Origin of the sequence: Amycolatopsis sp. NPDC059027, assembly GCF_042739735.1 — a bacterium.
GTDB lineage: Bacteria > Actinomycetota > Actinomycetes > Mycobacteriales > Pseudonocardiaceae > Amycolatopsis.
In genome coordinates, this window is the sequence record NZ_JBHYIK010000036.1 from 38,555 (window position 1) to 61,832 (window position 23,278).

The 23,278-nt window shown below is 69.5% G+C and carries 33 protein-coding genes; 25 read left to right on the forward strand and 8 right to left on the reverse strand.

Features of this window, described 5'->3' with window-relative positions; genetic code table 11:
- Window positions 1–7: 7 nt before the first annotated feature.
- Window positions 8–571, forward strand: a complete 564-nt coding sequence (gene pyrE / locus ACFWY9_RS24570) for an orotate phosphoribosyltransferase (RefSeq protein ID WP_378326283.1) — start codon at window positions 8–10, stop codon at window positions 569–571.
- A gap of 96 nt (window positions 572–667) precedes the next feature.
- On the opposite strand, the gene ACFWY9_RS24575 is transcribed toward pyrE, so the two are convergent.
- Complete coding sequence (locus tag ACFWY9_RS24575) at window positions 668–874, reverse strand: CsbD family protein (RefSeq protein ID WP_378326282.1); 207 nt, start codon at window positions 872–874, stop codon at window positions 668–670.
- Window positions 875–1,038: 164 nt separating this feature from the next.
- Here ACFWY9_RS24575 and ACFWY9_RS24580 point away from each other — a divergent pair, with 164 nt between their 5' ends.
- From ACFWY9_RS24580 to ACFWY9_RS24635, 12 genes are all read left to right on the forward strand, one after another.
- The gene (locus ACFWY9_RS24580; RefSeq protein WP_378326281.1) at window positions 1,039–1,605 is read left to right on the forward strand and encodes an RNA polymerase sigma factor; all 567 of its coding nucleotides are present in this window, start codon (window positions 1,039–1,041) and stop codon (window positions 1,603–1,605) included.
- Window positions 1,596–2,189 (forward strand): Asp23/Gls24 family envelope stress response protein, encoded by a 594-nt coding sequence (locus ACFWY9_RS24585; RefSeq protein WP_378326280.1) that lies wholly within the window; start codon window positions 1,596–1,598, stop codon window positions 2,187–2,189. Before ACFWY9_RS24580 ends, ACFWY9_RS24585 begins: the two co-directional genes overlap by 10 nt.
- Window positions 2,186–2,584: an Asp23/Gls24 family envelope stress response protein gene (locus ACFWY9_RS24590; RefSeq protein ID WP_378326279.1), complete on the forward strand. Its 399-nt coding sequence runs from the start codon at window positions 2,186–2,188 to the stop codon at window positions 2,582–2,584. Before ACFWY9_RS24585 ends, ACFWY9_RS24590 begins: the two co-directional genes overlap by 4 nt.
- The gene (locus ACFWY9_RS24595) at window positions 2,584–2,919 is read left to right on the forward strand and encodes a hypothetical protein (RefSeq protein WP_378340020.1); all 336 of its coding nucleotides are present in this window, start codon (window positions 2,584–2,586) and stop codon (window positions 2,917–2,919) included. Before ACFWY9_RS24590 ends, ACFWY9_RS24595 begins: the two co-directional genes overlap by 1 nt.
- Before the next feature lie 78 nt (window positions 2,920–2,997).
- A complete protein-coding gene (locus ACFWY9_RS24600; protein ID WP_378326277.1) occupies window positions 2,998–3,477 on the forward strand; it encodes an Asp23/Gls24 family envelope stress response protein in 480 nt (159 codons plus the stop codon).
- A gap of 81 nt (window positions 3,478–3,558) precedes the next feature.
- On the forward strand, window positions 3,559–3,741 hold the full coding sequence (locus tag ACFWY9_RS24605; protein WP_378326276.1) for a hypothetical protein: 183 nt from the start codon (window positions 3,559–3,561) through the stop codon (window positions 3,739–3,741).
- Window positions 3,742–3,744: 3 nt separating this feature from the next.
- Entirely contained in the window at window positions 3,745–4,083 is a 339-nt protein-coding gene (locus tag ACFWY9_RS24610) for an Asp23/Gls24 family envelope stress response protein (RefSeq protein ID WP_378326275.1), read from the forward strand.
- Window positions 4,080–4,619 carry a DUF6286 domain-containing protein gene (locus tag ACFWY9_RS24615; protein WP_378340021.1) on the forward strand — a complete coding sequence of 180 codons (540 nt, stop codon included), beginning with the start codon at window positions 4,080–4,082 and terminating at the stop codon, window positions 4,617–4,619. Before ACFWY9_RS24610 ends, ACFWY9_RS24615 begins: the two co-directional genes overlap by 4 nt.
- Window positions 4,616–5,191, forward strand: coding sequence for an alkaline shock response membrane anchor protein AmaP (gene amaP, locus ACFWY9_RS24620; protein ID WP_378340022.1), 576 nt, complete (start codon window positions 4,616–4,618; stop codon window positions 5,189–5,191). The genes ACFWY9_RS24615 and amaP overlap by 4 nt, the downstream gene beginning before the upstream one ends.
- A 357-nt stretch (window positions 5,192–5,548) precedes the next feature.
- Window positions 5,549–5,938, forward strand: a complete 390-nt coding sequence (locus ACFWY9_RS24625) for a DUF2784 domain-containing protein (protein WP_378326272.1) — start codon at window positions 5,549–5,551, stop codon at window positions 5,936–5,938.
- Between the two features lie 25 nt (window positions 5,939–5,963).
- A complete protein-coding gene (locus tag ACFWY9_RS24630) occupies window positions 5,964–6,623 on the forward strand; it encodes a TrmH family RNA methyltransferase (protein ID WP_378326271.1) in 660 nt (219 codons plus the stop codon).
- Window positions 6,624–6,633: 10 nt separating this feature from the next.
- Complete coding sequence (locus ACFWY9_RS24635) at window positions 6,634–7,119, forward strand: nuclear transport factor 2 family protein (protein ID WP_378326270.1); 486 nt, start codon at window positions 6,634–6,636, stop codon at window positions 7,117–7,119.
- A gap of 134 nt (window positions 7,120–7,253) precedes the next feature.
- Here ACFWY9_RS24635 and ACFWY9_RS24640 read toward each other — a convergent pair whose 3' ends face one another.
- Entirely contained in the window at window positions 7,254–7,502 is a 249-nt protein-coding gene (locus ACFWY9_RS24640) for a hypothetical protein (protein ID WP_378326269.1), read from the reverse strand.
- 420 nt (window positions 7,503–7,922) lie between these two features.
- Here ACFWY9_RS24640 and ACFWY9_RS24645 point away from each other — a divergent pair, with 420 nt between their 5' ends.
- Window positions 7,923–8,174, forward strand: a complete 252-nt coding sequence (locus ACFWY9_RS24645) for a hypothetical protein (protein WP_378340023.1) — start codon at window positions 7,923–7,925, stop codon at window positions 8,172–8,174.
- A gap of 11 nt (window positions 8,175–8,185) precedes the next feature.
- Here the strand turns inward: ACFWY9_RS24645 and ACFWY9_RS24650 are convergent, their stop codons facing one another.
- The gene (locus tag ACFWY9_RS24650; RefSeq protein WP_378340024.1) at window positions 8,186–10,327 is read right to left on the reverse strand and encodes a molybdopterin-dependent oxidoreductase; all 2,142 of its coding nucleotides are present in this window, start codon (window positions 10,325–10,327) and stop codon (window positions 8,186–8,188) included.
- A 74-nt stretch (window positions 10,328–10,401) separates the two neighbouring features.
- Between ACFWY9_RS24650 and ACFWY9_RS24655 the strand changes: the two genes are divergently transcribed.
- The 4 genes from ACFWY9_RS24655 to ACFWY9_RS24670 all read left to right on the forward strand — a co-directional run bounded on the left by ACFWY9_RS24655 (window position 10,402) and on the right by ACFWY9_RS24670 (window position 13,054).
- Entirely contained in the window at window positions 10,402–11,418 is a 1,017-nt protein-coding gene (locus ACFWY9_RS24655; RefSeq protein WP_378326266.1) for a glycoside hydrolase family 76 protein, read from the forward strand.
- 72 nt (window positions 11,419–11,490) lie between these two features.
- Window positions 11,491–12,120, forward strand: coding sequence for an SMI1/KNR4 family protein (locus ACFWY9_RS24660; RefSeq protein WP_378326265.1), 630 nt, complete (start codon window positions 11,491–11,493; stop codon window positions 12,118–12,120).
- 59 nt (window positions 12,121–12,179) lie between these two features.
- Window positions 12,180–12,578 carry a helix-turn-helix domain-containing protein gene (locus ACFWY9_RS24665; protein WP_378340025.1) on the forward strand — a complete coding sequence of 133 codons (399 nt, stop codon included), beginning with the start codon at window positions 12,180–12,182 and terminating at the stop codon, window positions 12,576–12,578.
- Between the two features lie 62 nt (window positions 12,579–12,640).
- A complete protein-coding gene (locus ACFWY9_RS24670) occupies window positions 12,641–13,054 on the forward strand; it encodes a VOC family protein (RefSeq protein WP_378326263.1) in 414 nt (137 codons plus the stop codon).
- Between the two features lies 1 nt (window position 13,055).
- Here the strand turns inward: ACFWY9_RS24670 and ACFWY9_RS24675 are convergent, their stop codons facing one another.
- The 4 genes from ACFWY9_RS24675 to ACFWY9_RS24690 form a co-directional block, all read right to left on the reverse strand.
- A complete protein-coding gene (locus ACFWY9_RS24675; protein ID WP_378340026.1) occupies window positions 13,056–13,583 on the reverse strand; it encodes a GNAT family N-acetyltransferase in 528 nt (175 codons plus the stop codon).
- Window positions 13,580–14,458 carry an ADP-ribosylglycohydrolase family protein gene (locus tag ACFWY9_RS24680; RefSeq protein WP_378340027.1) on the reverse strand — a complete coding sequence of 293 codons (879 nt, stop codon included), beginning with the start codon at window positions 14,456–14,458 and terminating at the stop codon, window positions 13,580–13,582. Before ACFWY9_RS24680 ends, ACFWY9_RS24675 begins: the two co-directional genes overlap by 4 nt.
- 38 nt (window positions 14,459–14,496) lie before the next feature.
- Window positions 14,497–15,363, reverse strand: coding sequence for a LacI family DNA-binding transcriptional regulator (locus ACFWY9_RS24685; protein ID WP_378326260.1), 867 nt, complete (start codon window positions 15,361–15,363; stop codon window positions 14,497–14,499).
- 118 nt (window positions 15,364–15,481) lie between these two features.
- A complete protein-coding gene (locus tag ACFWY9_RS24690) occupies window positions 15,482–16,516 on the reverse strand; it encodes a LacI family DNA-binding transcriptional regulator (protein WP_378340028.1) in 1,035 nt (344 codons plus the stop codon).
- A gap of 121 nt (window positions 16,517–16,637) precedes the next feature.
- On the opposite strand from ACFWY9_RS24690, the gene ACFWY9_RS24695 reads away from it, so the two are divergent.
- The 7 genes from ACFWY9_RS24695 (at window position 16,638) to ACFWY9_RS24725 (ending at window position 22,385) form a co-directional block, all read left to right on the forward strand.
- A complete protein-coding gene (locus ACFWY9_RS24695; RefSeq protein ID WP_378340029.1) occupies window positions 16,638–17,651 on the forward strand; it encodes a substrate-binding domain-containing protein in 1,014 nt (337 codons plus the stop codon).
- Complete coding sequence (locus ACFWY9_RS24700) at window positions 17,648–18,637, forward strand: ABC transporter permease (RefSeq protein ID WP_378326256.1); 990 nt, start codon at window positions 17,648–17,650, stop codon at window positions 18,635–18,637. Before ACFWY9_RS24695 ends, ACFWY9_RS24700 begins: the two co-directional genes overlap by 4 nt.
- Complete coding sequence (locus ACFWY9_RS24705) at window positions 18,634–19,446, forward strand: ATP-binding cassette domain-containing protein (protein ID WP_378326255.1); 813 nt, start codon at window positions 18,634–18,636, stop codon at window positions 19,444–19,446. The genes ACFWY9_RS24700 and ACFWY9_RS24705 overlap by 4 nt, the downstream gene beginning before the upstream one ends.
- Window positions 19,446–20,306, forward strand: a complete 861-nt coding sequence (locus ACFWY9_RS24710) for a PfkB family carbohydrate kinase (RefSeq protein ID WP_378340030.1) — start codon at window positions 19,446–19,448, stop codon at window positions 20,304–20,306. Before ACFWY9_RS24705 ends, ACFWY9_RS24710 begins: the two co-directional genes overlap by 1 nt.
- Window positions 20,303–20,938 (forward strand): nucleoside/nucleotide kinase family protein, encoded by a 636-nt coding sequence (locus tag ACFWY9_RS24715; protein WP_378326252.1) that lies wholly within the window; start codon window positions 20,303–20,305, stop codon window positions 20,936–20,938. Before ACFWY9_RS24710 ends, ACFWY9_RS24715 begins: the two co-directional genes overlap by 4 nt.
- 39 nt (window positions 20,939–20,977) lie before the next feature.
- A complete protein-coding gene (locus ACFWY9_RS24720) occupies window positions 20,978–21,724 on the forward strand; it encodes an SDR family oxidoreductase (protein ID WP_378326251.1) in 747 nt (248 codons plus the stop codon).
- Window positions 21,725–21,971: 247 nt separating this feature from the next.
- Complete coding sequence (locus ACFWY9_RS24725; RefSeq protein ID WP_378326250.1) at window positions 21,972–22,385, forward strand: VOC family protein; 414 nt, start codon at window positions 21,972–21,974, stop codon at window positions 22,383–22,385.
- A 19-nt stretch (window positions 22,386–22,404) separates the two neighbouring features.
- On the opposite strand, the gene ACFWY9_RS24730 is transcribed toward ACFWY9_RS24725, so the two are convergent.
- A complete protein-coding gene (locus ACFWY9_RS24730) occupies window positions 22,405–23,085 on the reverse strand; it encodes a DedA family protein (protein ID WP_378326249.1) in 681 nt (226 codons plus the stop codon).
- Window positions 23,086–23,278 lie beyond the last annotated feature (193 nt).

A 23,278-nucleotide genomic window follows, 5' to 3' on the forward strand; every position in this document is an offset into this window, starting at 1 on the left:
CTCGGCCGTGGCGATTCCCGCGTTGGACAAGGCAGCGAAACTCGAACTGGCCAGACTGGTCACCGAACTGGCCGTAGTGCACGGAAAGGTGACCCTCGCGTCCGGCAAGGAAGCCGACTACTACGTCGATCTGCGGCGGGCGACCCTGCACCACGCCGCCGCCCCGCTGATCGGCAAGCTGCTGCGGCAGCTCACCGCCGACTGGGACTTCGTCGCGGCGGGCGGGCTGACGCTGGGCGCCGACCCGGTCGCGCTGGCGATGCTGCATTCGGCCGCGAACGACGACGTCGTGCTCGACGCGTTCGTCGTCCGCAAGGCCGTCAAGGAGCACGGCATGCAGCGCCGCGTCGAGGGCGTCGAGGTGCGCGGCCAGCGCGTGCTGGCCGTCGAGGACACCTCCACGACCGGCGGCAGCGTGCTCACCGCCGTCGAGGCGCTGCGCGAGGCGGGCGCGACGGTCGTCGGCGTGGCGACCGTCGTCGACCGGGACACCGGCGCGCGGGAGGCCGTCGAGAAGGAAGGCCTCGAATACCGCTACGTCCTCGGCAAGGACGACCTCGGCCTGAACTGAGCGAGCTGAAGGACGCCTTCGGTGCACTCAATGCACCGAAGGCGTCCTTCACTGCGCGGGATGCACTGAAGGCGTCCTTCAGCACACCCGGCCCGCCTACTTGCGGAAGGTGTCCTTCACCTTCTCCGCCGCGTCGCCGACGGCGTCCTTGACCTTCTCGGCGGCGTCCTTCAGCCCGGCCTTCGCCTGGTCCGTCTTGCCCTCGGCCTGCAACTGCTCGTCCCCGGTGACGTTCCCCGCGGCCTCCTTGGCCTTCCCGCCGAGGTCGTCCGCCTTGTTGCTGATCTTGTCGCCCCACGACATCAGGCACCTCCGGTGTTCCTCGGTCGCATCCCTCGCGGACGCGCTCACCGGTACGACACCGTCACCCAGTGGAACGGCACGGATTCGCCGGGGTGGCGATGATCACCCACAATCCACCCGTGACGTTCTCCGCTCCCGGGTGTCCTCCTTCCCGAGGAGGTGCCGTGACCACGACCAGTGCGGAGCCCGGCACGCCGCTCGACGACGCGACCCTGGTCGGCCGCGCCCGTGACGGCGACGTCCGGGCGTACGAGCAGCTCGTGCTGCGTTATCAGGGTCCGATGTTCAAGCTCGCGTCGCGGATGCTCGCGGATCGCGCCGACGCCGAGGACGTCGTCCAGGACGTCTTCCTCACGGCGTGGCGCAGGCTCGCGCAGCTCAACGACGACGCGGCGTTCGTCGGCTGGCTCTACCGGACCACGACCAACCGCTGTCTCAACGTGATCAGGGCGCGTCGTCCGCGCGCCGACGTCGACCTGGACACGGCCGAGTCGCCGCGGGCGGAGACCCGGCCCGAGCACGCCGCCCAGGTGTCGAGCCAGCTGGCGGCGCTCAACGAGGCCCTGCAGCGGCTCACTCCGCCCCAGCGGGCGTGCTGGCTGCTGCGCGAGGTGCACGGCCGGTCGTACGACGAGATCGCCGAGATCGTCGGCGCGAACGCGGTGGCGGTCCGCGGTCGGATAGCGCGGGCGCGAGCCCAGTTGGCCGAGGTGATGAAGCCATGGCGGTGAACAACACGACCGAGGAGTACGAACTGCCGTGCGGCCGGGAGCTGGAGCGGGTCTGGGAGCGCATGGACGTCGTCGGCGCCGGTCTCGCCGACGAGCACGAGCTGTCCTGCCCGCACTGCCGCGTCGCCCGCGAAAGCCTGCTGGCGCTGCGCGAGGCGACGCAGGAGCTGGTGGCCGAGCCGGAAGCCACACCGCCCGACCTGGTCGGCCGGATCATGTCCGCCGTCCGCGCCGAGGTCCGGCGCGGCCAGATGCTGAGCCTGCCGTCGACGGAGCTGGGCCCGGTCGAGGTGAGTGAACAGGCCGTCGCGGTCGTGCTGCGGTACGCCGCGGACTCCGTCGGCGGCGTCCGGGCCCGCCGGTGCCGGGTCCGCGCTGTCGGTGAAGGGCCGCACGGCGAAAGCGTCGTGGAGGTCGAACTCACCCTCGCGGTGAGCCTGCGGAACGCGGCGGGTGGCGAGGCGTTGTCGCAAGTGCGGGACCGGGTCACCGCCGCGGCGGCGGCGAGGGTCGGCCTGGTACTGGCGAAACTCGATCTGGTGATGGTCGACGTGTACGAGGAAACCGCGGGGGACGATCGATGACCGTGTCCGACCTGACCGACCTGCCCCGGCCGGGAGCGGAGTTCGTGATCGCCGATCCGGTGATCGCGAGCGTCGCCGCGCGGGCCGCGGTCGAGACGCCCGGCGTGGTGCGGCTCGAACCCGGACTGCGTGGGCTGGTCACCGCGTGGACGCGGGCCGCTCGGCAACGCTGGAAGGGCCTCGATCCGGCCCCTTCCGACGGCGTTCGCGTGCGCCGCGCCGACGACGGGACGCTGAGCGTGTCCGTCGACCTCGTCACCTCGGCGGTCGACCAGGCCGCCGCGGTCGCACAGGCCGTGCAGCGCGGCGTCGTCCGGGTGGTGGCCGAGCAGACCGGCCTGACGGTCGGCGAAGTGTCCGTGTCCATTTTGGACATCGAGCCGGAGCAGTGGTGATGTCGGCGGACGAAGTCACCGAGAAACTCGTCGGCGCGGTCAAGGCGATTCCCGGTCTTCGCCCGGCGACGCCCATCGCGGAGGAAGCCACCACGTGGCTGCCGTGGGACTGGGACGGGTTCGCCGGCGAGCTGAGCGCCGAACTCGTGGAGATCCGGCTGATCGCCACCCGGCTGCCGCTGCCGCCGTTGCTGGCCAGGGCGACCGAGGCGGTGCGTCCGCTGCTCGCGGGAACGGAATGGGAGAAGGCGACGCTGCGGCTCGTCGTGACCGACATCGACGGCGCCGCGTTTTCCGGAGGACAAAGCGATCCAGGTCACACGATCGGGCAGTGACGAACACTCCGCGATCGTGTCGATACAGGTGAAGGGGACACAAACCCTTGTGCCCCACCAGAACGCAGGGAGGACGGCATGACCAACACGGCTACCGGCAAGACCGCTGAGGGCACCTCCGCCAGGAACTCGACCGGCACCCTGGTCACCACCAAGGAAGACGGGCTGGTCACCAAGCAGGGCACCACGTCGATCGCCGACGTCGTCGTGCAGAAGATCGCCGGCCTCGCCACGCGTGAGGTGTCCGGCGTGCACGACGTCGGTGGCGGCGCCGCCCGCGCGTTCGGCGCGATCCGCGACCGGATCCCCGGCGCGTCGGCCAGCGTCGGACAGGGCGTCTCGGTCGAGGTCGGCGAGAAGCAGGCCGCGGTCGATCTGCAGATCGTCGTCGAGTACGGCGTGAGCATCGCGGATCTCGCGCGTTCGGTGCGGCGCAACGTGATCACCGCGATCGAGCAGATGACCGGGCTGGAGGTCGTCGAGGTCAACATCAACGTCAACGACGTCTACATCCCGGGCGACGACGACGAAGAACCCGTCAGCGATCGGGTGAAGTGACATGAGCGACGCTTGCGAGCGAATCATGGATGTCATGCGCCAAAAAGAATTCAACACTGTCTCGCGGAGCGAGGCGATCGCATGAGTGCGACGTCGATCGGCTTGTTCACCGGGCTGGCGCTCGGTTTCGCCGCCGCGTTCGGCGGATTCGGCGCCTTCGTCATCGTGCTGGTGCTCGGCGCATTGGGTCTGCTGGTCGGGCGCTGGCTCGACGGCAAGCTCGATCTGTCCTCGCTCGTCGGGTCCGTCCGGGATCGGAGGTAGGCCATGACCGCCGCCGCTGTGCCCGCGGACGTCGCTCCGGAGGACCGCGGACGCACCACACTGGCCGACCGCGCCGTCCGCCGCATCGCCGCGCGGGCGGCGGGCGAGGTCGACGGTGTCGGCGAGGACGTTCAGGTCAGTGCCAGGATCGACGCGGAATCGGCCACTTTGGACGTTCGGCTGCCGGTGCGCTATCCGGCGCCGATCGCCAGGACCACCGAAGAGGCCCGTGCGCACGTGTCGGCCCGGACCGCCGAACTGACCGGACTGACCGTGCGCCGCGTCGACATCACGGTGCCCGCGTTGCCGAACGAACCCGTGACGAGGAGGAGGGTGCAGTGATCCGCCGTCCGCGGCGCGGGCTGCCCGCGTCACTGCTCGCACTGGTACTGCTCGCCGCGTGCGTGCTGATCGTCGTCGCGCTGGTGCAGCGGCTGATCGGCGAGCGGCCGTTCCTGTCCTACGACGCGATCGCCGACCGCGTGCACGCCACGACCTGGAACACACTGCCCGTGCTCGTCGGGGGCGGGGCAGCCGTGCTGATCGGGCTCGTGCTGCTGGTGCTGGCCGTGGTGCCGGGCCGGCCGACCGTCGTGCCGCTGACCGAGGAGGCCGGCTTCGACTCCGGCATCACCCGCCGGGGCGTGTTCGTCGCCTTGCGGAACGCCGCGAACTCGGTGGACGGCGTCGCCGCTGCCCGGATCCGCTTGGGGCGTAAGAAGGTCGTGGCCCACGTGCGGACCAATCGCGACAACACCGACGGGCTCGCCGACGCCGTCCGCGTGACGCTCGCCCGCCGGATCGAGGAGATCGGGCCCGAAAAACCGCCCGAGGTCCGGGTGCGGGTCCGGGCCGTGACCACGCGAGGTGTCCGATGAGCCGTGTCAATCGCCCTGCCGGGCTGAACCGGACGTTGCTCGCGCTGACCGGGCTCGTGCTGCTCGCGGGCGGCGGGTTCGCCGTCGCGACGTACTTCGGCTGGCTGCGGGTGCTCGATCCCGCGTCGCCGCTGGTCCCGGGCACCGCGGCGCCGCCGGCCTGGGTGTTCTGGGTGACGGTCGCCGTCGCGGTCGTCGTCGGGCTGCTGTGCCTGCGCTGGCTGGCCGCGCAGGCGTTCCGGACGCCGAAGTCCGTCGGCTGGCGGCTGGCGGAAAACCCCGAGGACGGGACCACCACGATGGACTCGTCGGCCGCCAACGCTCCGGTCGCCACCGACATCGAGGGGTACGACGGCGTGAAGTCGGCGTCGGCGTGGGTGTCCGGGTCGCGGGACGAGCCCGAGCTGTACCTGCTGGTCACCGCCGAACAGGACGCCGACATCGCCGCGCTGCGGCACCGGATCGCGTCGCACGCCGTCGCCCGGCTGCGGCAGGCACTGGAGGTGGAGACGCTCCCGGTGCGCCTCGAACTCCGCTTCACCACGAAGACCACCAGCGCCAGGGCGCTCTGAACCGTTCGCCCGTGGCGGACGAGGCTTGTCCCGGCGTGCCCCGGGCGTACCGTCGAACGCGTGGAAATCCCGGAACCAGGCAAGCCGCCCGAGCCGCCCGAGCGTCCCGGCCACCAGCCGTCGCATCCGCGCCGGAAGCCACCGCCCGGCTATCCGCACGAGGAGCCGACGCCCTATCCGGGTCTGCGCCCCGAAGGGTTCCCGGAGTTCCCACCCGGAGTGACGCCGCCATCACCCGGAGAGTGAACAGGTTGCGTCAGTAGGTCGAATATCACAGCTCCGAGATCCTTTTGTCGGCTTTCTCCTGTGAGGTGAGAGTAAAGTCGCTGGTAGAGGGATATGGGGAAGGGGGCGGTGATGGCGCGAGTTCTGGCCGACTTGACCGTGTTCGTGCATATTCTGGCCCTGCTGTTCATCGGCCTGGGCGGCTTTCTCGCCTGGCGCTGGCCCAAGGTCGTCTTCGTCCACGTCTTCTTCGCCATCTGGGGTGTCCTGGTCAACGTGACACCGATTCCCTGCCCGCTCACCGCGCTGGAGAACTACTTCCGGCACGAGCAGGGCCTCGGTGACCTGCCCGGCGGCTTCAACGCCTACTACCTGTACGACACGGTGATCCCGCGCGCGGCGCTGCCGGTGGTCGTCGTCCTCGCGCTCGCGCTGGTGATCTTCTCCTACGCCGTCGCCTACCAGCGGTGGCGTCATCGCGACCACCACGGGGCACCGGCGCATTCGGTCGTCCACCACTGAGCGACAATCGTCGCGTGAAGGCGCGATGACAGGGCAGGTACCCGAGGCCGGTCCCACCGAATGGGTGAGCCGGGAGGAGGTCGGTGTCGGACCGTGGCCGGGTGAGTGGCCCGCCGGCGACCGGTACGACCCCGAGCTGCTCGCGAACGGCGACCGCCGCAACGTCGTCGACGCCTACCGCTACTGGCGGCGCGAGGCCATCGTGTCCGATGTGGACAGCCGACGGCATCCGTTCCACGTCGCCATCGAGAACTTCCAGCACGATCACAACATCGGCACCGTGGTCCGGACGGCGAACGCCTTCGCCGCGGCCGAGGTACACATCGTCGGCCGCCGCCGCTGGAACCGGCGCGGCGCCATGGTGACCGACCGCTACCAGCACCTGCGTCACCACGAGGACGTCGAGGGCCTGGTGACCTTCGCCGCGGAGTCCGGCCTCGAGATCGTCGCCGTCGACAACACCCCGGGCGCGCAGCAGCTCGAAACCGCGAAGCTGCCGCGCGCCTGCGTGCTGTTGTTCGGTCAGGAAGGGCCGGGGCTGTCCTCCGAGGCTCAGTCCGCGGCGTCGTTGGTGGTGTCGATCGCCCAGTTCGGGACCACTCGCTCGATCAACGCCGGGGTCGCCGCCGGGATTGTGATGCACGCCTGGGTCCGGGAGCACGCCGATCTGTCGGCTTCCTGGTGATAATGCGGAGATGGATCATACTGCGCCACTCGTTACTAATCCGACCACAGTCACGGCGGAAACAGGTATCTCCGAGCAGGTCGGTTGCGGCCCGTGTCCGCCTACTTTTGGCCGGATTAGTAACTGGGCACGGAAGTTCGTCGACGGCTGGGTGACCGCGTGGAACGCCCACGACCTCGACGCCCTGATGACGCACTTCGCGGATGACGTGACGTTCCGCTCGCCGGTGGCGGCCCAGCTGCTCGGCGGCGATGGCGTCATCCGCGGCAAGGAAGCCCTGCGCGCCTACTGGGCGGAGGGCCTGCGGCGCATCCCCGACCTGCGGTTCGAGGTCCTGGGCAGCTACGTCGGCGTGGACAGCCTGGTCATCAACTACCGCAACCAGAAGGGCGGCCTCGTCAACGAGGTGCTGCTCTTCGACGGCCCGCTCGTGGCCGAGGGATACGGCACCTACCTCGGCACCGACACGAATCCGGCGGGCGCGACCCAGTCCTGAAGCGGAAAGCGTCCGGTGCTCCCCCGGAATTGAACGCCGGGGGGAGCAACCGGGAAGGCCGCCGCGATGAGATCGTTCGCGGAGAATACGTCAGCAGATTTCCGACCGCCTCAGCGCGAAACCAGCGATGGAACTTACTTCGTCTTGATGTCCGAGACCACGTACCACTTGCCGTCCTTGCCGGTGTCGCAATTCCGGCCCTGCTCACCCTTGATCGGCGGCAGTGCCCGCAAGGCATGGACGCACGCGTCGAAGTCGGGGTACGGCCCCGCAACCGGCACCTCCACGGCGGACGCACTACCCGCACCCAGCAGCGAAATGCCGATGGCGGCCGCACCAATCACCAACGCGGCCCTGAACTTGCTCGTCTTCACCGTTTTCATCGTGGCTCTCCCTTGTCTGGAATCCTGCTGACAACTGTCTGGATGAGCACCTCCCGGCCCGTCCACGCAAGATCATTACCCGCGTCGGTTCGCACCGAATCGCCGTTGCCTGTTCGACTAACGGGAGTTGACCGAATAGGCCACCCCATCGAGTGAGTCGAGCTTCTTGACCAGCGAAAGGAATGCGGCGGTGACAGGTCAGGGTGGGAGCTTCGACCGTCGGCCAGTGAGAAAAGGCCCAACTCTCCGAGTACAAGGGGCAATGCTGACACATCGAACGCGCACAACGATGGCGGCCAGTAGCTCGGTGGCGCTTTGCTGGTCCTCGTCAGGCCCAGAGCGTGGAGATTTCGGTTCACCCGAGCGGGAATCCCGCCACTGGTTCCCACCGGAAGTGTCAGCAAAACCTATGGAGGAACTATGAAGTCGCTGCGTGCTCGTGTCGGCGCCGGTCTCGCAGTCGGGGCCGCCGTTGCCGTCCTTCCGCTGACCGCGGGCGCCGCCTTCGCCGACGATGGCCCGTTGGTGGTCGCCGCCGGCGGATACAAAGCCGAGGCAGCCTGCAACCACGACGGAGACCTCGATATCGCCAACGGCACGGCCACCTACCGGGTGTGCGTCTACAGCACGACAACGAAGACCTTTACGCTTTTCGAGAAGCTCAAGCGCTGACTCAGGCGGGATCAGGCCGGGGCGACTTCGACCGGGATTCCGTTCAGCACGGCCGTTCCCGAGAGCGCGTCGATCAGCTGCTCATCGGCGACAAGGTTCGAGTTGACGCCGGGATGTGCCCGCGCGACCCGCGTCCGCACGCCGTCGACGTCGTGTCCCCAACCGTGCGGGATGCTCACGACGCCCTGGCGCACCTCGTCGGTCACTTCGACCGGTGCCTCGAGCTTCCCCGCCCGTGACGTCACCGACGCGAGGCCGCCGTCGGTCAGTCCGAGCCGGGTCGCGTCGGCCGGGTGCACCTGCACGGTGCACCGGTTGGTTCCGCGGACCAGCGGCGCGAGGTTGTGCATCCACGAGTTGTTCGAGCTGAGCTGCCGCCGCCCGATCAGCACCAGACCCTCCGCCGGAGAGCCGGTGAGCGACGCTCGCAACCGCGCGACGTCCGCGGTGATCACCGGCGGCGCCAGTTCGATCCGGCCGCTTTCGGTGCTCAGGACGGCCGGGATCCGCGGCTTGAGCGGGCCGAGGTCGACGCCGTGCGGTGCCGCTTCGAGGTCCGCCAGCGTCAGGTCGTACGGTCCGGCGCGCAGCATCAGGTCGACCAGCCGCTCCGGCCCGACCCGGTTCGCCGCGAGGCCCACATCGACGCCGTTGCGCCGCGCGGCCTCGGCGGCCACGAAGTCGTCCAGCGCCGCGATGTCGGCGTTCGGGCCCTGACCGGTGACGATCCCGGTCAGCCGGAGCGCGGTCTGCCACTCCTGGGGCACGTCCGTGGGCAGCGTCGCCGGGGTCCAGTTCGCCACGTTGCGCACAGCGAGCTGGTAGAGCGCGAGATCGTAGTGCGGACGCTCCAAAGGGGACGGTCCCGGCAGGATGACGTCGGCCTGGCGCGAGGTCTCGTTGAGGTAGATGTCCAGCGACACCATGAAGTCCAGCTGCCCCAGTGCCTGGGACAGGCGTCCCGCGTTCGGCGTGCTGACGCACGGGTTCCCGCTGATCGTGATCAGCGCGCGGACCTGGCCCTCGCCCGGCGTCTCGATCTCGTCCGCGAGCGTGGCCACCGGTAGCTCGCCGAACACCTCGGGGTAGCCGCGCACCCGGCTCGTCCAGCGGCCGGTGGTGAACGCCCGTGACCGGCCGCTCGGCCCGGCCGCGGCCAGCGGGAACATCGCGCCGCCCGCGCGGTCGAGGTTGCCGGTGAGCACGTTCAGCACGTCCACCAGCCAGCTCGCGACCGTCCCGAACGCCTGTGTCGTGGTCCCGATCCGGCCGTACACGGCGGCGCTCTCGGCGTCCGCGAGGTCGAGTGCCATCCGCCGGATCGCGTCGGCGGCAATGCCGGTGTGTGGCGCGACGGCCTCAGGGGTGAACGGACGGGCCAGCTCGCGTACATCGTCGAGGCCGTTGACGTGCTCTTCGAGTCGGCCGAGTGTGCCGCGATTTTCCGCGAACAGGACGTTGACCAGCGCGAACAGCAGCAGCGCGTCGGTCCCGGGCACGATCGGGTGATGGTCGTCGGCGAGCGTCGCGGTCCGCGTCCGGCGCGGGTCGACGACGACGATCCTGCCGCCGCGTCGCTGGATCGCCCGGAGTTTGCCGCGCGTGTCCGGCGCGGTCATCAGGCTGCCGTTCGACACCAGCGGGTTCGCACCGAGCATCAGCAGGTGCCGGGTGCGGTCGAGGTCGGGCACCGGGATGGCGAGCGGATCGCCGAAGAGGTAGCCGGACGAGAAGTGCTTCGGGAGCTGGTCGACCGAGGTCGCGCTGTAGAAGTTCTTGGTACCCAACGCCTTGTAGAGCACCCGGCCGTAGAGGATCAGCGCGAGGTTGTGGGCGCCGGGGTTGCCCGCGTACACCGCGACGGCGTCGCGGCCGTACTGCTCGATCAGCGGTGGCAGCCGCCGGCCGATCTCCTCGAACGCCTCGTCCCAGCTGACCTCGACGAACTCGCCGTCGCGCTTGACCAGCGGTTTCGTCAACCGATCGGGATCGTGGTGCAGTGCGCCGAGCGAGGCACCCTTCGGACAGATGTAGCCCTTCGAGAAGACGTCCGCGGCGTCGCCCTGGACACGGGTGACCTGCCCGGAGCCGAGCGTCACCTCCAGGCCGCAGGTCGCTTCGCACAGTGGGCAGGTCACATAGGCCGTGGTCATGGGCACCTCGCGGTCCGATGGCTGGACACCGAACATACCGAGCGGTATGTCGCACGGCAAGGAAGGATGCCCTCATGTATGCGGAGCGGGCCGCCGCGGCCGAACGGGCGGTACACGAGCGACACCTCCGCCGGGTGTGGGCCCTGCCGGGCACCGTGCTCGGCCGCAGCGGCTGGCCGCCGGATCCGGGGCAGCGCCTGCACTGGCACTGGAACTACTGGTGGCAGGCGCATCTGCTGGACTCGCTCGTCGACGCGCAGTTGCGTGCGCCGTCGGCCGAGCGCGCGAAACGGATCGAGCGGTTCGCGAAGTCGGTGCTAGTGCGTAACTTCGGCCGCTGGATCAACGACTACTACGACGACATCGCCTGGCTCGGCCTTGCACTGCAACGGGTTCGCGCACTGGGGATCGACGGCTTCGATGGCGCGATCGACGCCATCGGTACGCGGCTGCACGAGGGGTGGACCGACGAGGCGGGCGGTGGGATCTGGTGGCGCCGCGGTGACCGCTTCAAGAACGCCCCCGCGAACGGCCCCGCCGCGATCTTCCACGCCCGTGGTGGCGAAACCGAGTACGCCGCATCGCTGACGAACTGGATGACCAGCACTCTCGTCGACCCGGAGACCGGTCTGGTCTGGGACGGTCTCCGGCTCGACACCGGCGAGCTGGAGAAGAACATTTACACGTACTGCCAAGGGGTCTACCTCGGCGCCTGTGTTGAATTGTCCGAAGTGGACAAGGCGGCGCGGACGGTGCGTGCCGTTGCCGGGCACTGTGCGCCCGGCGGTGTGCTGCGTGGCCAGAACGGCGGCGACGGCGGCTTGTTCGGCGCGATCCTCGCGCGCTACCTCGCGCTCGCGGCGCGGCGTTTGCCGGACACCGAGATCGCCGCGACCGCTCGTGAACTCGTCCTCATCTCGGCGGAGGCGTGCTGGTCCGGCGCCGTCGAAGCGCCCGGCGGTCCGCTGTTCAGTGCCGATTGGTCCCGCTCCGCGCCTTCGCTTCCCCTTCCGCCCGAGGCTCCCGAACGAGATCTTTCGGTGCAGGTCGGCGCCTGGATGCTGCTGGAAGCCGCTGCTTCCCTGGAGTGAGAGAACCTGGGCCAGGAATGTTGTCCAAAGGGGTCAAGAAGCTTGACGCGTGGAATGCCTCCTGTGAGCGTCGTGACCATCTACGCATCGCAGAAGGAGTTTCGCGTGAACGTTCCGCCGCCACCCTTGGCGCCCGCCGAATGGCGTGAATTTCTGCGGAGTTACAGCTCCGAGTTCCTGGAATCCCCGTTTCTGCGCGAGATGGCGGAGGAGGGGCGAGACGACCTTTTCGCCAGCGAAACCGAGCGGGCCAACCGGTGGCTGGGCTACGAACCGGCGACCGAAGACGCGATCGCCGCCGCCGAGCGGAGGCTGGGAATCCGGCTTCCGCCGAGCTACCGGAATTTTCTCCTGGTCAGCAACGGCTGGCATACGATCTCCTACGCGGTGGACCTGCTTGATCTCACTGAGATCGGGTGGTTCGCGGACCTGGAACCCAGGCTTATGGAAGCCTGGTCGGACTCCGGAGCCTACGACGACTGGATCGAAGTACTCAAGCGCTCTGTCTTGATTTCGAACGACGACGGGGGCAGTGGTCACTACCTGTTCCTGCACGCCGACAGCGTCGCGGACAATGGTGAGTGGACCGCGTACGAATGGTGGCCCGGCGACGGGGATGATCCTGAACCCCATGCCGACTTCGCGACAATGGTGACAAGCCTGTGGGAAGACGAGAAGCGGTATCGCGCCGCCGACAGGTAATGGCAGCGCTCCGGAATGGGGTAACCAGGACGGAGAGCCGCCGCTACACTGTATGAAGGATGAGTAAGGTCGTCGAGGAAATGAACCGGCGCATGCTGCGCGCCCGCGACGCGATGGACCGCGCGTTCGCCGAGCCGCTGGACGTCGCCGCGCTGGCCCGGCTCACCCACCTCTCGCCTTCACACTTCACCCGAACCTTCCGCGCGACGTTCGGCGAAACCCCGCACCGCTACCTGCAACGCCGTCGCGTCGAGCGCGCGATGGCGTTGCTGCGCCGGACCGATCGCAGTGTCACCGAGATCTGCGTCGACGTCGGATTCGGCAGCCTCGGCACGTTCAGCCGCACGTTCCACGACATCGTCGGCGAATCCCCGACGGCCCACCGGGCCCGCGGCGCTGCCCCGGCGGCGCCGGTGCCGACGTGCTTCGCGATGGCCTGGACGCGGCCGCGCGGCTGACTCGCCGGGCACAGTCGTTTTGGATAAGCCATCGGCGGCGAGGGCTGATTAACCTTCGCGGCATGATGAACGCGATCACGCTCTCCTCGCTCTTCGTGCTCGACCAGGACGAGGCGCTCGACTTCTACGTCGGCAAACTCGGCTTCGAGGTGCACACCGACGTCGACCTCGGCTTCATGCGCTGGCTCACCATCTGCGTGCCGGGGACACCGGCCCGCGAGATCCTGCTGGAGCGGCCGGGGCCGCCCGCGCACGACGAGGCGACCGCCGAACGCATCCGGGAGCTGGTCACCAAGGGCGCGACCGGTGGCTGGCTCGGCTTCACCACCGACGACATCCACAAGACGCACGCCGAACTCGTCGAGAAGGGCGTGGAGATCACGCAGGAGCCGGCGGTGCAGTCCTATGGCACGGACATGGCCATCCGTGACCCGTTCGGCAACGCGCTCCGCATCCGCGAAGCACCGGCGGCCTGAGTCACCAGACGTCGCCGTCCCGCCAGTCGCAGGCCAGCGGCGCGTCCGGATCGAGGTCGGCGCTCACCGGCAGCACGAACACGCCGCCGTCGTCCTCCTCGGTCCGGACAAGGCCCGCCGGGCCGAACACCGAGGTCGGCCCACGCCACAGTTCCCAGCCACGCGCTCCGTAGAAGTCCAGCGCGTCCGACGACGAAGACAGCGCGCCGACCTCGTAGCCGCCCCGGATCAGACGCTCCACAGTGGACATCAGCGCCGCGCCGTGACCCCGCCCGCGCCGATCCGCCCGGACCGCGACGGCCTCGACGTACCCGGTACGCAACGCGCGTCCTTGGTGCAGCAACCGGCGCTGCACCACCGAGGCGTGCCCGATCAGCTCGCCGCCCTCCCAGAGTAGGGCGTGCATGCCGCCGAGCCCGTGTTCCCAGTCCTCGTCGGTGAAATCGCCGTCGAACGAGGCATCGAGCAAGGTGCGTGCGGCGATCTGGGTGGCGGCGTCGAGGTCGGCGGTGTGGGCGAGACTGATCATGCTCCCAGTCTGCCGGAATTTCCGGGAAGCCAGGCGGGCAAGGGTTCGCACGCGGCGAGCCACTCGCCCGGAATCGGGGCGCTCCCGGCGCCGAGTACCCCGCCGACGATCGCGCCGACCGTGTCGACGTCCTCCGCGAGCCGCGCGACTGTCCACAGTGCATCGACGTAACTCGGGGCGGTACAAGCGATCCACAGCGCCAGTGGCACGGTGTCGTGGGCGGCGACCTCGCGCCCGATGCCGAGTTCGTCCGCCGCGTCCCGTGGATCGGCGTGGACGAGCTTCAGCGCCTTGCCCAGCCGTGTGCGGACTTCGCCGGGGGGTACCAGTGGGACGACCTGCTCCAGGACAGCGGGACCTCGGAGTCCCGAGGCGGTCAGCGCCGCGGCGGCCGCGACGGCGACGGCGCCCGCGACACCGTCGAGATGCGAGTGGGTGACCACCGCCGAAAGCTCGGCCTGACGCAGCACCTGCGGCAGGTCGTGGCAGAACCACGCACCCAGCGGGGCGACCCGCATCGCCGCGCCGTTGCCCCAGGAGCCCTTGCCGCCGAACGCCGCGGCGGTCAGCTGCTGCCACGGCTGACCGCCGCGGATCTGGTTGAGCAGGCGCGAAACGCCCGAGCCGTAACCGCGGTCGGCGTCGTAGCGGGCGGCGAAGTCCGCGGCGAGTGCGTTCTGGTCGACGTGGCCGTGGCGGGCCAGGACGCTGACCAGCGAACACGCCATCAAGGTGTCGTCGGTCCACTGCCACGGCGCGGCAGGCAGCCGGCGTTCCAGGATGCTCGGGTGGTCGCCGGGCATCAGGATCTGCGCACCGAAGGCATCCCCCACCGCGAGCCCGGTCAGACTGGCGTACGCCAGGTCGGCACTCATGCCGACCACCCTAGCGGCCCAGTGGGGCGCAAACGCTTTCAGCAGCCGCAGGACGCGCGATGCTCGAACCGCGGCGCCAGCCGGACCGCCTCGGGACGGCGTTCCGGATCGGTGAGCCGCGACAGCAGCAGCTGCACGGCCTTGCGGCCGATTTCCGCGATCGGCTGCGCCATGGTCGTCACGCCGGGGGTCACCTGCCGTGCCCAGTCCATGTCGCCGTAGCCGACGACGGCGAGTTCCGAGCCGATGTGGATGCCGCGCCGATGTGCCTCGTACTGCACCCCGATCAACATCGATTCGCTCGCCACGACCAGCGCCGTCGGCGACGGCCACGCGTCGAGCAGTTTCGCGGTGGCCCGCGCGGCGCCGCCGGGCGTCGACTGTCCACATGCGACCAGCGACGAGGTCCAGCGCAGCCCCGATCGGCCGAGCCCGAGCCGGTAGCCGAGCGCGCGTTCCTCGCTCGTTGTCAGGCCTTCGTCCCCGGAGATCAGGCCGATCTTGCGGTGCCGCCGCTGCGCGAGATGCCGGACCAGCGCGGACACCGCCTGGATGTTCTCCGAGCCCACCTGGTCGACGTCGTTGCGGCCGGCGATCCGGTCCACCAGCACGGTGGGCACGCCCATCCGCACGAGTCCGTTGATCACCGCGTCGTCCCCGGCCGCCGGGACCAGCAGGACACCGTCGACCCGGTCGGCGCGCAGCGCGCGGATGACCGCGGCCTCCTCGCTGACGCTGTCGCCGGTGTCCGCGAGCATGACCTCGCACCCCGCCTGCGCGGCGGCGACCCTGATCGAGCGCAGCAACTCACCCGAGTAGGGGCTCGCGTGCATCCCCATCGCGACACCGAAACGGTGGGTTACCGGAGGCTCCCAGAGCGGGAGTTCCGGCGAAAGTGCGGTCATGTCCTCTGGCCCTCACATGTGTTCAGGTGAAGGTAGTCGCCAGGGGCCGCGACACGCGTGACACCGCTCGTAAACGTCTCAGAGAATCACCGGTGTGAGTGACCCGGCGGTGTGCTCGTCACGGAGCGGATATGCCCGGGCAGCCGCAGGACTCGCGGTGCCGCAGCGTCGGCGGGAGCCGCACGGTCTGCGCCTTCCGCGTCGGGTCGTTGATCCTGCCGAGCAGCAGCCGCACCGCCTGCCGCCCGATGTCTTCGATCGGCTGCGCCATCGTCGTCAGCGGCGGATCGACCAGATCGGCCCATTCGACGTCGTCGTAGCCGACCACCGGAAGATCGCGCCCGATCCGCAGCCCGCGTCGGCGTGCTTCGTGCAGTACGCCGACCATCATGCTGTCGTTCGCCACGACCAGGGCCGTCGGCGGCTCGGGCAGCGCGAGCAAGGTGTTCAGCGCGAGCGCGCCGCCCGCCCGCGAGGACTGCCCGCACACCACCAGTTCCGGCGCCCAGGTCAACCCCGACCGGCCGAGGCCGAGCCGATAGCCGAGGGTCCGCTCCTCGCTCGTGCTCAACCCGGGCGCGCCGCTGATCATGCCGATCCGCCGGTGCCCGAGCGTCGCCAGATGCGCGGTCAGCGCCGACGTCGACTGGATGTTCTCGACGCCGACCTGATCGACGTCGCCGCGCGTGGCGAGGCGGTCGATCAGCACGGTCGGCACGTCGAGTGAGACGAGTTCGCCGATTACCGAGCCGTCGCCGGGCGCTGGGGTGATCAGCAGTCCATCGACGCGGCGGGAACGCAGCGTGCGCACGGTTTCGCGCTCGGTGTCGACAGTGTCGTGCGTGTCGGCGAGCAGCACGGTGTACCCGGCAGCCGCGGCCTCGCGCTCGATGGCCTGCATGAGCATCGCGAAGTACGGGTTCGCCAGCAGGGAGATCGCGATCCCGATCGACCGCGTACCGCCGGTGACCAGCGATCGCGCGATCGCGTCGCCGGTGTAGCCGGTCGTCTCGATCGCCCGCAGCACCGCGGCTTTGGTGTCCTCGGCGACGGCGCGGGTGCCGTTCACCACGTGCGATACCGTCGTGATCGAGACGCCCGCCAGCTCGGCGATGTCGCGCTGGGTCGGCCGTGACGGCTTCGGCTGCGGCATGTTCACCCTTCGAAACTGCAGATCACTCGCAAGCGTTTGCGCAAACGCTTGCGCCCTGGCAGTGAGTCTGTCTACCTTCCCGTCCATCGGCAAGCCTCGACCGTGAAGGTGAGCAAAAAACATGAGACAGCGCAGTCTCGTAGTCCTCGCGCTGGCCCTCCTCGTCGCTACCACCACCGGCTGCACCGTCGAACGCCACTGGGGTGGCGGTTCGCAGGCAGGCGGGGGCGGGAAGGCCAAGGTCGGCCTGGTCACCAAGACCGACACCAACCCCTACTTCGTCGAGCTCCGCGCCGCCGCGAAGGCCGCCGCGGACGCGAACGGCGCCGACTTCAGCGCGCTCGCGGGCCAGTTCGATGGCGACAACGACGGCCAGGTCCGTGCCATCGAGAACCTGATGCAGCAGGGCGCGAACACGATCCTCATCACGCCGAGTTCGTCCACCGGCGTGCTCGACGCGATCGACAGGGCCCGCAAGTCCGGCATCCTCGTGATCGCGTTGGATACCGCGACCGAACCGGCGAGCGCCGTCGACGCCACCTTCGCCACCGACAACTTCGAGGCGGGCCGCCAGCAGGGCGCCTACGTCAAGGCCGCGCTCGGCGGTCAGGCGCCGAAGTTCTTCATGGTCGACGGCACCGCGGGCAGCACCGTGGACACGCAGCGGCACGGCGGTTTTCTCAAGGGCATCGGGCTGACCGACGCCTCGCCCGAGATCAAGGGCAAGGTCGCGGCGAACGGTGACCAGAGCATGGCGCAGCAGGGCGTGGAGAACCTGTTGCAGCGCACCACCGACATCAACTCGGTGTACACGATGAACGAGCCGATGGGCCGCGGCACCTACGCCGCGTTGCAGGCTCGCGGGCTCGTCAGCAAGGTCGTCATGGGCTCGATCGACGGCGGCTGCGAGGGCGTCCACAACGTCAAGGACGGCCAGTACGCCGCGACCGTCATGCAGTTCCCGAAGAAGATGGCCGAACAGGGCGTGCTCGCGGCCGTCGAATACGCCAAGACCGGCAAGAAGCCGAGCGGGTTCATCAACACCGGATCCGTGGTGATCACCGACAAGCCCGTGCCAGGGGTGGACAGCAAGGACACCGCCTGGGGCCTGCAGAACTGCTGGGGGGCCAAATGACCACGGCTACCGCACGCGCACAGGACCGCGCGAGCATCGGTGAGTTCTTCCTCCGCGCGCCCGCCGTCGGACCGGCGCTGGCACTCGTCGTCGCGGTCGTGGTGTTCTCGGTGTCCACCGACACCTTCCTCGACCTCGACAACCTTTCCCTTGTGGTGCAACAGTCCCTGGTCGTCGGGACGCTCGCGCTCGGTCAGACGCTGATCATCCTGACCGCCGGGATCGACCTCGCCAACGCCGCGGCGATGGTGCTCGGCACGCTGATCATGGCGAAGCTCGCGGGCGGCGGAGCAGCCGGGATCTGGGCGCTGCTGCTGGGCATCGTCGCGACGGTGGTGATCGGGACGGTCACCGGTTCGCTGGTCACCCGGATCAAGCTGCCGCCGTTCATCGTCACGCTCGGCCTGCTGACCGTGCTGACCGCCGCGGCGAAGCTGTTCGCCGGCGGCCAGGCGGTGCCGGTGACCGACGGCCTGCTGAAGTGGCTCGGCACCCGCCGGTACCTCTTCGGCGGCATCCCGATCACCTACGGCATGACGCTCGCGCTGCTGATGTACCTCGGACTCTGGTACGCGCTCACGAAAACCTCGTGGGGCAAGCACGTCTACGCCGTCGGCAACGCGCCGGAATCCGCGCGGCTGTCCGGGATCAAGGTCAAGCGGACGATCCTCTCGGTGTACGTCGTGGCCGGGGTGATCTTCGGGATCGCGGCGTGGCAGGCGCTCGGCCGGGTGCCGAACGCCGACCCGAACGCGTTCCAGCTCGGCAACCTCGACTCCATCACGGCGGTTGTCCTTGGTGGCGCAAGCCTTTTCGGCGGCCGTGGCTCGGTGCTGGGCACGATGATGGGTGCGCTCGTCGTCGCGGTGCTGCGGTCCGGGCTGACGCAGCTCGGTGTCGACGCGCTCTATCAGGACGTCGCCACCGGCGCGTTGCTGATCGCCGCCGTGGCTGTCGATCGTTTCGCGAGGAGGCAGCAGTCATGAGTCCTGAGGCCACACTGTCCGCACGCGGACTGGTCAAGCGTTACGGCCGGGTCACCGCGATCGACGGCGCCGACTTCGACCTCTACCCCGGCGAGGTGCTCGCCGTGGTCGGCGACAACGGCGCCGGGAAGTCCAGTCTCATCAAAGCCCTTTCGGGTGCGGTGATTCCGGACGCCGGAGAGATCAAAGTGGACGGAAAGACCGTCCACTTCAAGTCCCCTTTGGACGCCCGGCACTACGGGATCGAGACGGTGTACCAGGATCTCGCCGTCGCGCCCGCGCTGGACATCGCGTCGAACATGTTCCTCGGCAGGGAAAAACGCCGGGGTGGTGTGTTCGGCGGGCTGTTCCGCAAGCTCGACACGACGACGATGCGGGCCGAGGCGCAGCGCGTGCTCGACGAACTGGGCATCAACGTCAAGTCCATCACGCAGCCGGTGGAGACGTTGTCCGGTGGGCAACGCCAGGGTGTCGCGGTCGCTCGCGCGGCCGCGTTCGGCACCAAGGCCGTGATCATGGACGAGCCGACCGCCGCGCTCGGCGTCGCCGAATCCGGCAAGGTGCTCGCGCTGATCGACCGGATCCGTGAGCGTGGCCTGCCGGTCGTGCTGATCAGCCACAACATGCCGCACGTCTTCGAGATCGCCGACCGCATCCACGTGCACCGGCTCGGCAAGCGCGTCGCGGTGGTCTCGCCGAAGACGCACACGATGAACCAGGTCGTCGGCCTGCTCACCGGTGCGCTGAAGATCGGCGAGAGCGGCGAGGTCGAGGAAGTCGCGTCGGCCGTCCACGCGGGACTCGACTGATGACGCGAGTGCTGCTGGCGGGACTGTGCACTGTGGACGTTGTGCAGCGAGTCGCCGAAATCCCGTCACCGGGCGAAAAGGTGCAGTCGCTCGCGGTGGCCGTCGCGGCCGGGGGGCCCGCGACGAACGCCGCGGTGACTGTCGCCGCGCTCGGTGGCGAGGCGACGTTGCTGACCGTCCTCGGTGGACACCCGCTGGCAGCACTCGCGCGGGCGGACCTCGACGCGCACGGTGTACAGGTCGTCGACCTCGCGCCGGAAAGCGCCGCACCACCCGCGGTCAGCGCCGTCACGGTCCGCGACCACGACGGCGAGCGGACCGTGGTGTCCCGCAACGCCGCCGATCCGTCGGCGGAGTTTTCCTTGCCCAGCCTGGATTTCCTGCCACCTCCGGACGCGGTGCTCGTCGATGGTCACCATCCGGAACTGGCGCTGGAAGTGGCGAAATGGGCGCGCGGGCACGGCGTTCCGGTGGTGCTCGACGCGGGCAGCTGGAAACCGGTGCTCGACGAACTCCTGCCACTGGTGGACATCGCCGCGTGCTCGGCGCACTTCCGCGCCCCGGAACCCGGGCTGCACGAGCGCGGCGTCGCCACGGTGATCACCACCGCGGGTCCGGAGCCGGTGCGCTGGTCGGCGGGCGGGGAATCCGGCGAGGTGCCCGTTCCGGCGGTGACCGCACGGGACACACTGGGCGCGGGCGACGTCTGGCACGGCGCGCTGGCTTACGCGGTCGCGCGCGGCGGGGACGTGGGCGACCGGATCGAGTTCGCCAACGAGGTGGCCGCCGAACGGGTGCGGCAGGTGGGACCGAGGTCGTGGACGGCCGAGGTCGCGAAGATGGGAGAGGGACAACGATGACGGGGATGGACGACCTGCTGGCCAGGGCCGAGCGGATGGCGCAGCCGGGCAAGCGCTGCGTGCTGGGCATCGTCGGGGCGCCCGCGTCCGGCAAGACGACGCTGGCGTGGACGATCGCGAACGCGCTGGGCACGCGCGCGGCGGTCGTCGGGATGGACGGCTTCCACCTCGCCCAGGTCGAGCTGCAGCGGCTCGGCCGGACCGAGCGCAAGGGCGCGCCCGACACGTTCGACGCCGCCGGGTACGTGCACCTCATCCGTCGTCTCGCCGAAGGCCGCGAGACCGTGTACGCGCCGGAGTTCCGGCGAGAGATCGAGGAGCCGATCGCCGGGGCCGTCGCGGTGCCACCCGGTGTGCAACTGGTGATCACCGAGGGCAACTACCTGCTGCTACAGGACGATCCGTGGAGCGGCGTCGAACCGCTACTGACCGAATCGTGGTTCCTCGCGCCGGACGAGCCTGAGCGGATCGAGCGGCTCGTGTCGCGGCACCGCCGCTATGGCCGTTCGCTGGTCGAGGCGCGCGCCAGGGCGCTCGGTTCGGACCAGCGCAACGCCGACCTCATCGCGCAGACCCGTGATCGTGCCGATCTCGTGCTGGAGAACCTCCCGCTGGTCAACTTCGCGCTGTAACAGGGTTGTGCCCGTGCCGTGTCCTGGTTGGATGACTCCATGACTGGGGTTCTCATCGTGACCGGTGGCAGCCGGGGCATCGGCGCGGCCGTCTGCCTGCTCGCCGCCGAACAGGGCTACGACGTGGTGGTCGACTACTCGGGCGACGCGGCGTCCGCCGAGAAGGTGGCCGCGCGGGTGCGTGAGCTGGGCAGGAAAGCGCTTGCCGTACGCGCGGACGTCACCGATGAGGAGGACGTCCGCGCGTTGTTCGACGCCGCGGCGCGGCTGGGACCGCTGGCCGGGCTGGTCAACAACGCCGGTATCACCGGGAACACCCCCGGCCGCGTCGACGAGCAGGACGTCGCGACTGTGCGGCGGGTGTTCGACGTCAATGTGACCGGGGTGTTCCTGTGCGCGCGCGAGGCGGTGCGGCGGCTGTCGATTCGTCACGGCGGAGGTGGCGGCGCGATCGTGAACATCAGCTCGACGGCGGCCCGCACCGGTTCGGCCGGCGAGTGGGTGCACTACGCGGCGTCGAAGGCGGCGGTCGACACGTTCACCTTCGGGCTGGCACAGGAGGTCGCGGGCGAAGGCGTGCGGGTCAACGCGGTCGCGCCCGGCCTGGTGCGGACCGGCCTGCACGAGGCGGCGGGGATGCCCGACCGCATCGAGCGGTTCGTCCCGGCAATCCCGATGGGCCGCGCCGGGCATCCCGGGGAGATCGCCGAAGCGGTGTTGTGGCTGCTCTCGCCCGGTGCGTCGTTCACCGCGGGGGCCGTGCTGGAGGTCGGCGGCGCCCGCTGATCAAGTCCATCTGGTGAGACCGTCGGCGACGGTGAGATCACGATTCGTGGGGGAACTCGGTGAACCCGGGTTTGGCCGCGCGTTCGCTGTGCGAGGCTGATGGGGCCTCGGCGGAACAAGATCTCCTTCTAGCACGGGCCGGGGGGACGGTGTGTCACGGGGTCCGTGACCTCCGTGATCGTGCGAACGCTTTGATATGCCACGGAGTGCGCCGCCGGGGGATGTGCGAAAGGACGGCCACGAAGTCATGCCCAAGCTCACGTCTGTGCACCATCTGGCGCTCACCGTGACCGATGTGGACCGCAGTGTGCCCTGGTACGTGCGGGTGCTCGACCTCGAGGAACACACGCGTCGCGAGGATCCGGAAACCGGGCTGCGCAAGGTGGTTCTGCGCTCGCCGGGGGACGAGTTCGCGGTGATGCTCGTCCAGCACGCCGACACCGGGAGACGTCTTTTCGACGAATGCCACACTGGTCTGGACCATGTCGCGTTCAAGGTCTCGTCGGTCGCGGAACTGGCCGAATGGGAAGCACGTCTCGCCGAATTCGGTGTGCAGTACACGCCAGCCGCCCCGTCGCGGACCCTCGAAGGCGCGATGGTGATCGTCTTCCGTGACCCGGACGGGATTCAACTCGAAGTGTGGGCCGACCCCGCCCTCTGACGGTTCTGACGCGCTGGGCTCAGGCGCGGGCGTTCGAGTCGTCGTTCGCGGTGACCTCGACGGGACGGCGCATCTCGCGCCGGTACCGCAGGAAGCCGTAACCCGTGCCGAGCACGAAGAACGCGATGCTGGCCCACAGCGCCGCGGTCTTGAGCCAGGGCAGGGCGTCGAGCAGGCCGGCGCCGTAGTAGCCGAGCAGCACGAGCGTCGGTACCCAGAGCAGGCCGCCGAGCGCGGTGGCGAACATGAACCGGCGCGGATCCATCCGCGCGGTGCCCGCGATGAGCGGGGCGAGCGTGCGGATCCACGGGATCCAGCGCGCGGCGACGATCGCGAAGAAGCCACGCCGGTCGAGGAACCGTTGCGCGCGCTCGAGGTTCTCCCGGTTGAGTACCTTGCCGCCGCGTCGCGCGATCAGCTTGGTCCCGGTGCCGCGGCCGATGTAGTAGCCGACCTGGTTGCCGAAGACGGCGACGATCAGCGCCGCGCCGGACAGCAGCCACGCGTTGGCGTCGGAGCCGTGCTGGGCGAGCACCACCCCGGCGCCGAAGAGCAGCGAGTCTCCGGGCAGGAAAAGGCCGATGATCAGTGCGCATTCGACGAAGACGAAGCTCAGCACGATCACCCACACGAGCAGCGGGCCGGCCGTGTCGAGCCAGCCGACACCCATGCCCGCGGCCTCGATGCTCACCACGCTCACCTCCTGAGCCTACGTGGCGAAGGTTGCGGACCGGCGTGCCACGTGCGAAAAGCCGGAAAAAGTGCTGGTCAAGAAGCCGTAAAGGCTCCTTGACAGCGGTCGGGGGGGGGGGGGGGGGGGGGGGGCGGGGGCGCCGCGGCGCCCCCCCGCGGCGGGGGATGTTTTTAATATTGGAGGGTCGGACCGCGCGGCG

What these genes read in the sequence shown, in the direction of transcription:
- ACFWY9_RS24575 (WP_378326282.1), bottom strand. Translation starts at nt 874, where the DNA reads ATGTCGTGGGGCGACAAGATCAGCAACAAGGCGGACGACCTCGGCGGG.
- ACFWY9_RS24585 (WP_378326280.1), top strand. Translation starts at nt 1,596, where the DNA reads ATGGCGGTGAACAACACGACCGAGGAGTACGAACTGCCGTGCGGCCGG.
- ACFWY9_RS24590 (WP_378326279.1), top strand. Translation starts at nt 2,186, where the DNA reads ATGACCGTGTCCGACCTGACCGACCTGCCCCGGCCGGGAGCGGAGTTC.
- ACFWY9_RS24595 (WP_378340020.1), top strand. Translation starts at nt 2,584, where the DNA reads ATGTCGGCGGACGAAGTCACCGAGAAACTCGTCGGCGCGGTCAAGGCG.
- ACFWY9_RS24600 (WP_378326277.1), top strand. Translation starts at nt 2,998, where the DNA reads ATGACCAACACGGCTACCGGCAAGACCGCTGAGGGCACCTCCGCCAGG.
- ACFWY9_RS24605 (WP_378326276.1), top strand. Translation starts at nt 3,559, where the DNA reads ATGAGTGCGACGTCGATCGGCTTGTTCACCGGGCTGGCGCTCGGTTTC.
- ACFWY9_RS24610 (WP_378326275.1), top strand. Translation starts at nt 3,745, where the DNA reads ATGACCGCCGCCGCTGTGCCCGCGGACGTCGCTCCGGAGGACCGCGGA.
- amaP (WP_378340022.1), top strand. Translation starts at nt 4,616, where the DNA reads ATGAGCCGTGTCAATCGCCCTGCCGGGCTGAACCGGACGTTGCTCGCG.
- ACFWY9_RS24625 (WP_378326272.1), top strand. Translation starts at nt 5,549, where the DNA reads ATGGCGCGAGTTCTGGCCGACTTGACCGTGTTCGTGCATATTCTGGCC.
- ACFWY9_RS24630 (WP_378326271.1), top strand. Translation starts at nt 5,964, where the DNA reads ATGACAGGGCAGGTACCCGAGGCCGGTCCCACCGAATGGGTGAGCCGG.
- ACFWY9_RS24635 (WP_378326270.1), top strand. Translation starts at nt 6,634, where the DNA reads ATGGATCATACTGCGCCACTCGTTACTAATCCGACCACAGTCACGGCG.
- ACFWY9_RS24640 (WP_378326269.1), bottom strand. Translation starts at nt 7,502, where the DNA reads ATGAAAACGGTGAAGACGAGCAAGTTCAGGGCCGCGTTGGTGATTGGT.
- ACFWY9_RS24645 (WP_378340023.1), top strand. Translation starts at nt 7,923, where the DNA reads ATGAAGTCGCTGCGTGCTCGTGTCGGCGCCGGTCTCGCAGTCGGGGCC.
- ACFWY9_RS24650 (WP_378340024.1), bottom strand. Translation starts at nt 10,327, where the DNA reads ATGACCACGGCCTATGTGACCTGCCCACTGTGCGAAGCGACCTGCGGC.
- ACFWY9_RS24655 (WP_378326266.1), top strand. Translation starts at nt 10,402, where the DNA reads ATGTATGCGGAGCGGGCCGCCGCGGCCGAACGGGCGGTACACGAGCGA.
- ACFWY9_RS24665 (WP_378340025.1), top strand. Translation starts at nt 12,180, where the DNA reads ATGAGTAAGGTCGTCGAGGAAATGAACCGGCGCATGCTGCGCGCCCGC.
- ACFWY9_RS24670 (WP_378326263.1), top strand. Translation starts at nt 12,641, where the DNA reads ATGATGAACGCGATCACGCTCTCCTCGCTCTTCGTGCTCGACCAGGAC.
- ACFWY9_RS24675 (WP_378340026.1), bottom strand. Translation starts at nt 13,583, where the DNA reads ATGATCAGTCTCGCCCACACCGCCGACCTCGACGCCGCCACCCAGATC.
- ACFWY9_RS24680 (WP_378340027.1), bottom strand. Translation starts at nt 14,458, where the DNA reads ATGAGTGCCGACCTGGCGTACGCCAGTCTGACCGGGCTCGCGGTGGGG.
- ACFWY9_RS24685 (WP_378326260.1), bottom strand. Translation starts at nt 15,363, where the DNA reads ATGACCGCACTTTCGCCGGAACTCCCGCTCTGGGAGCCTCCGGTAACC.
- ACFWY9_RS24690 (WP_378340028.1), bottom strand. Translation starts at nt 16,516, where the DNA reads ATGCCGCAGCCGAAGCCGTCACGGCCGACCCAGCGCGACATCGCCGAG.
- ACFWY9_RS24695 (WP_378340029.1), top strand. Translation starts at nt 16,638, where the DNA reads ATGAGACAGCGCAGTCTCGTAGTCCTCGCGCTGGCCCTCCTCGTCGCT.
- ACFWY9_RS24700 (WP_378326256.1), top strand. Translation starts at nt 17,648, where the DNA reads ATGACCACGGCTACCGCACGCGCACAGGACCGCGCGAGCATCGGTGAG.
- ACFWY9_RS24705 (WP_378326255.1), top strand. Translation starts at nt 18,634, where the DNA reads ATGAGTCCTGAGGCCACACTGTCCGCACGCGGACTGGTCAAGCGTTAC.
- ACFWY9_RS24710 (WP_378340030.1), top strand. Translation starts at nt 19,446, where the DNA reads ATGACGCGAGTGCTGCTGGCGGGACTGTGCACTGTGGACGTTGTGCAG.
- ACFWY9_RS24715 (WP_378326252.1), top strand. Translation starts at nt 20,303, where the DNA reads ATGACGGGGATGGACGACCTGCTGGCCAGGGCCGAGCGGATGGCGCAG.
- ACFWY9_RS24720 (WP_378326251.1), top strand. Translation starts at nt 20,978, where the DNA reads ATGACTGGGGTTCTCATCGTGACCGGTGGCAGCCGGGGCATCGGCGCG.
- ACFWY9_RS24725 (WP_378326250.1), top strand. Translation starts at nt 21,972, where the DNA reads ATGCCCAAGCTCACGTCTGTGCACCATCTGGCGCTCACCGTGACCGAT.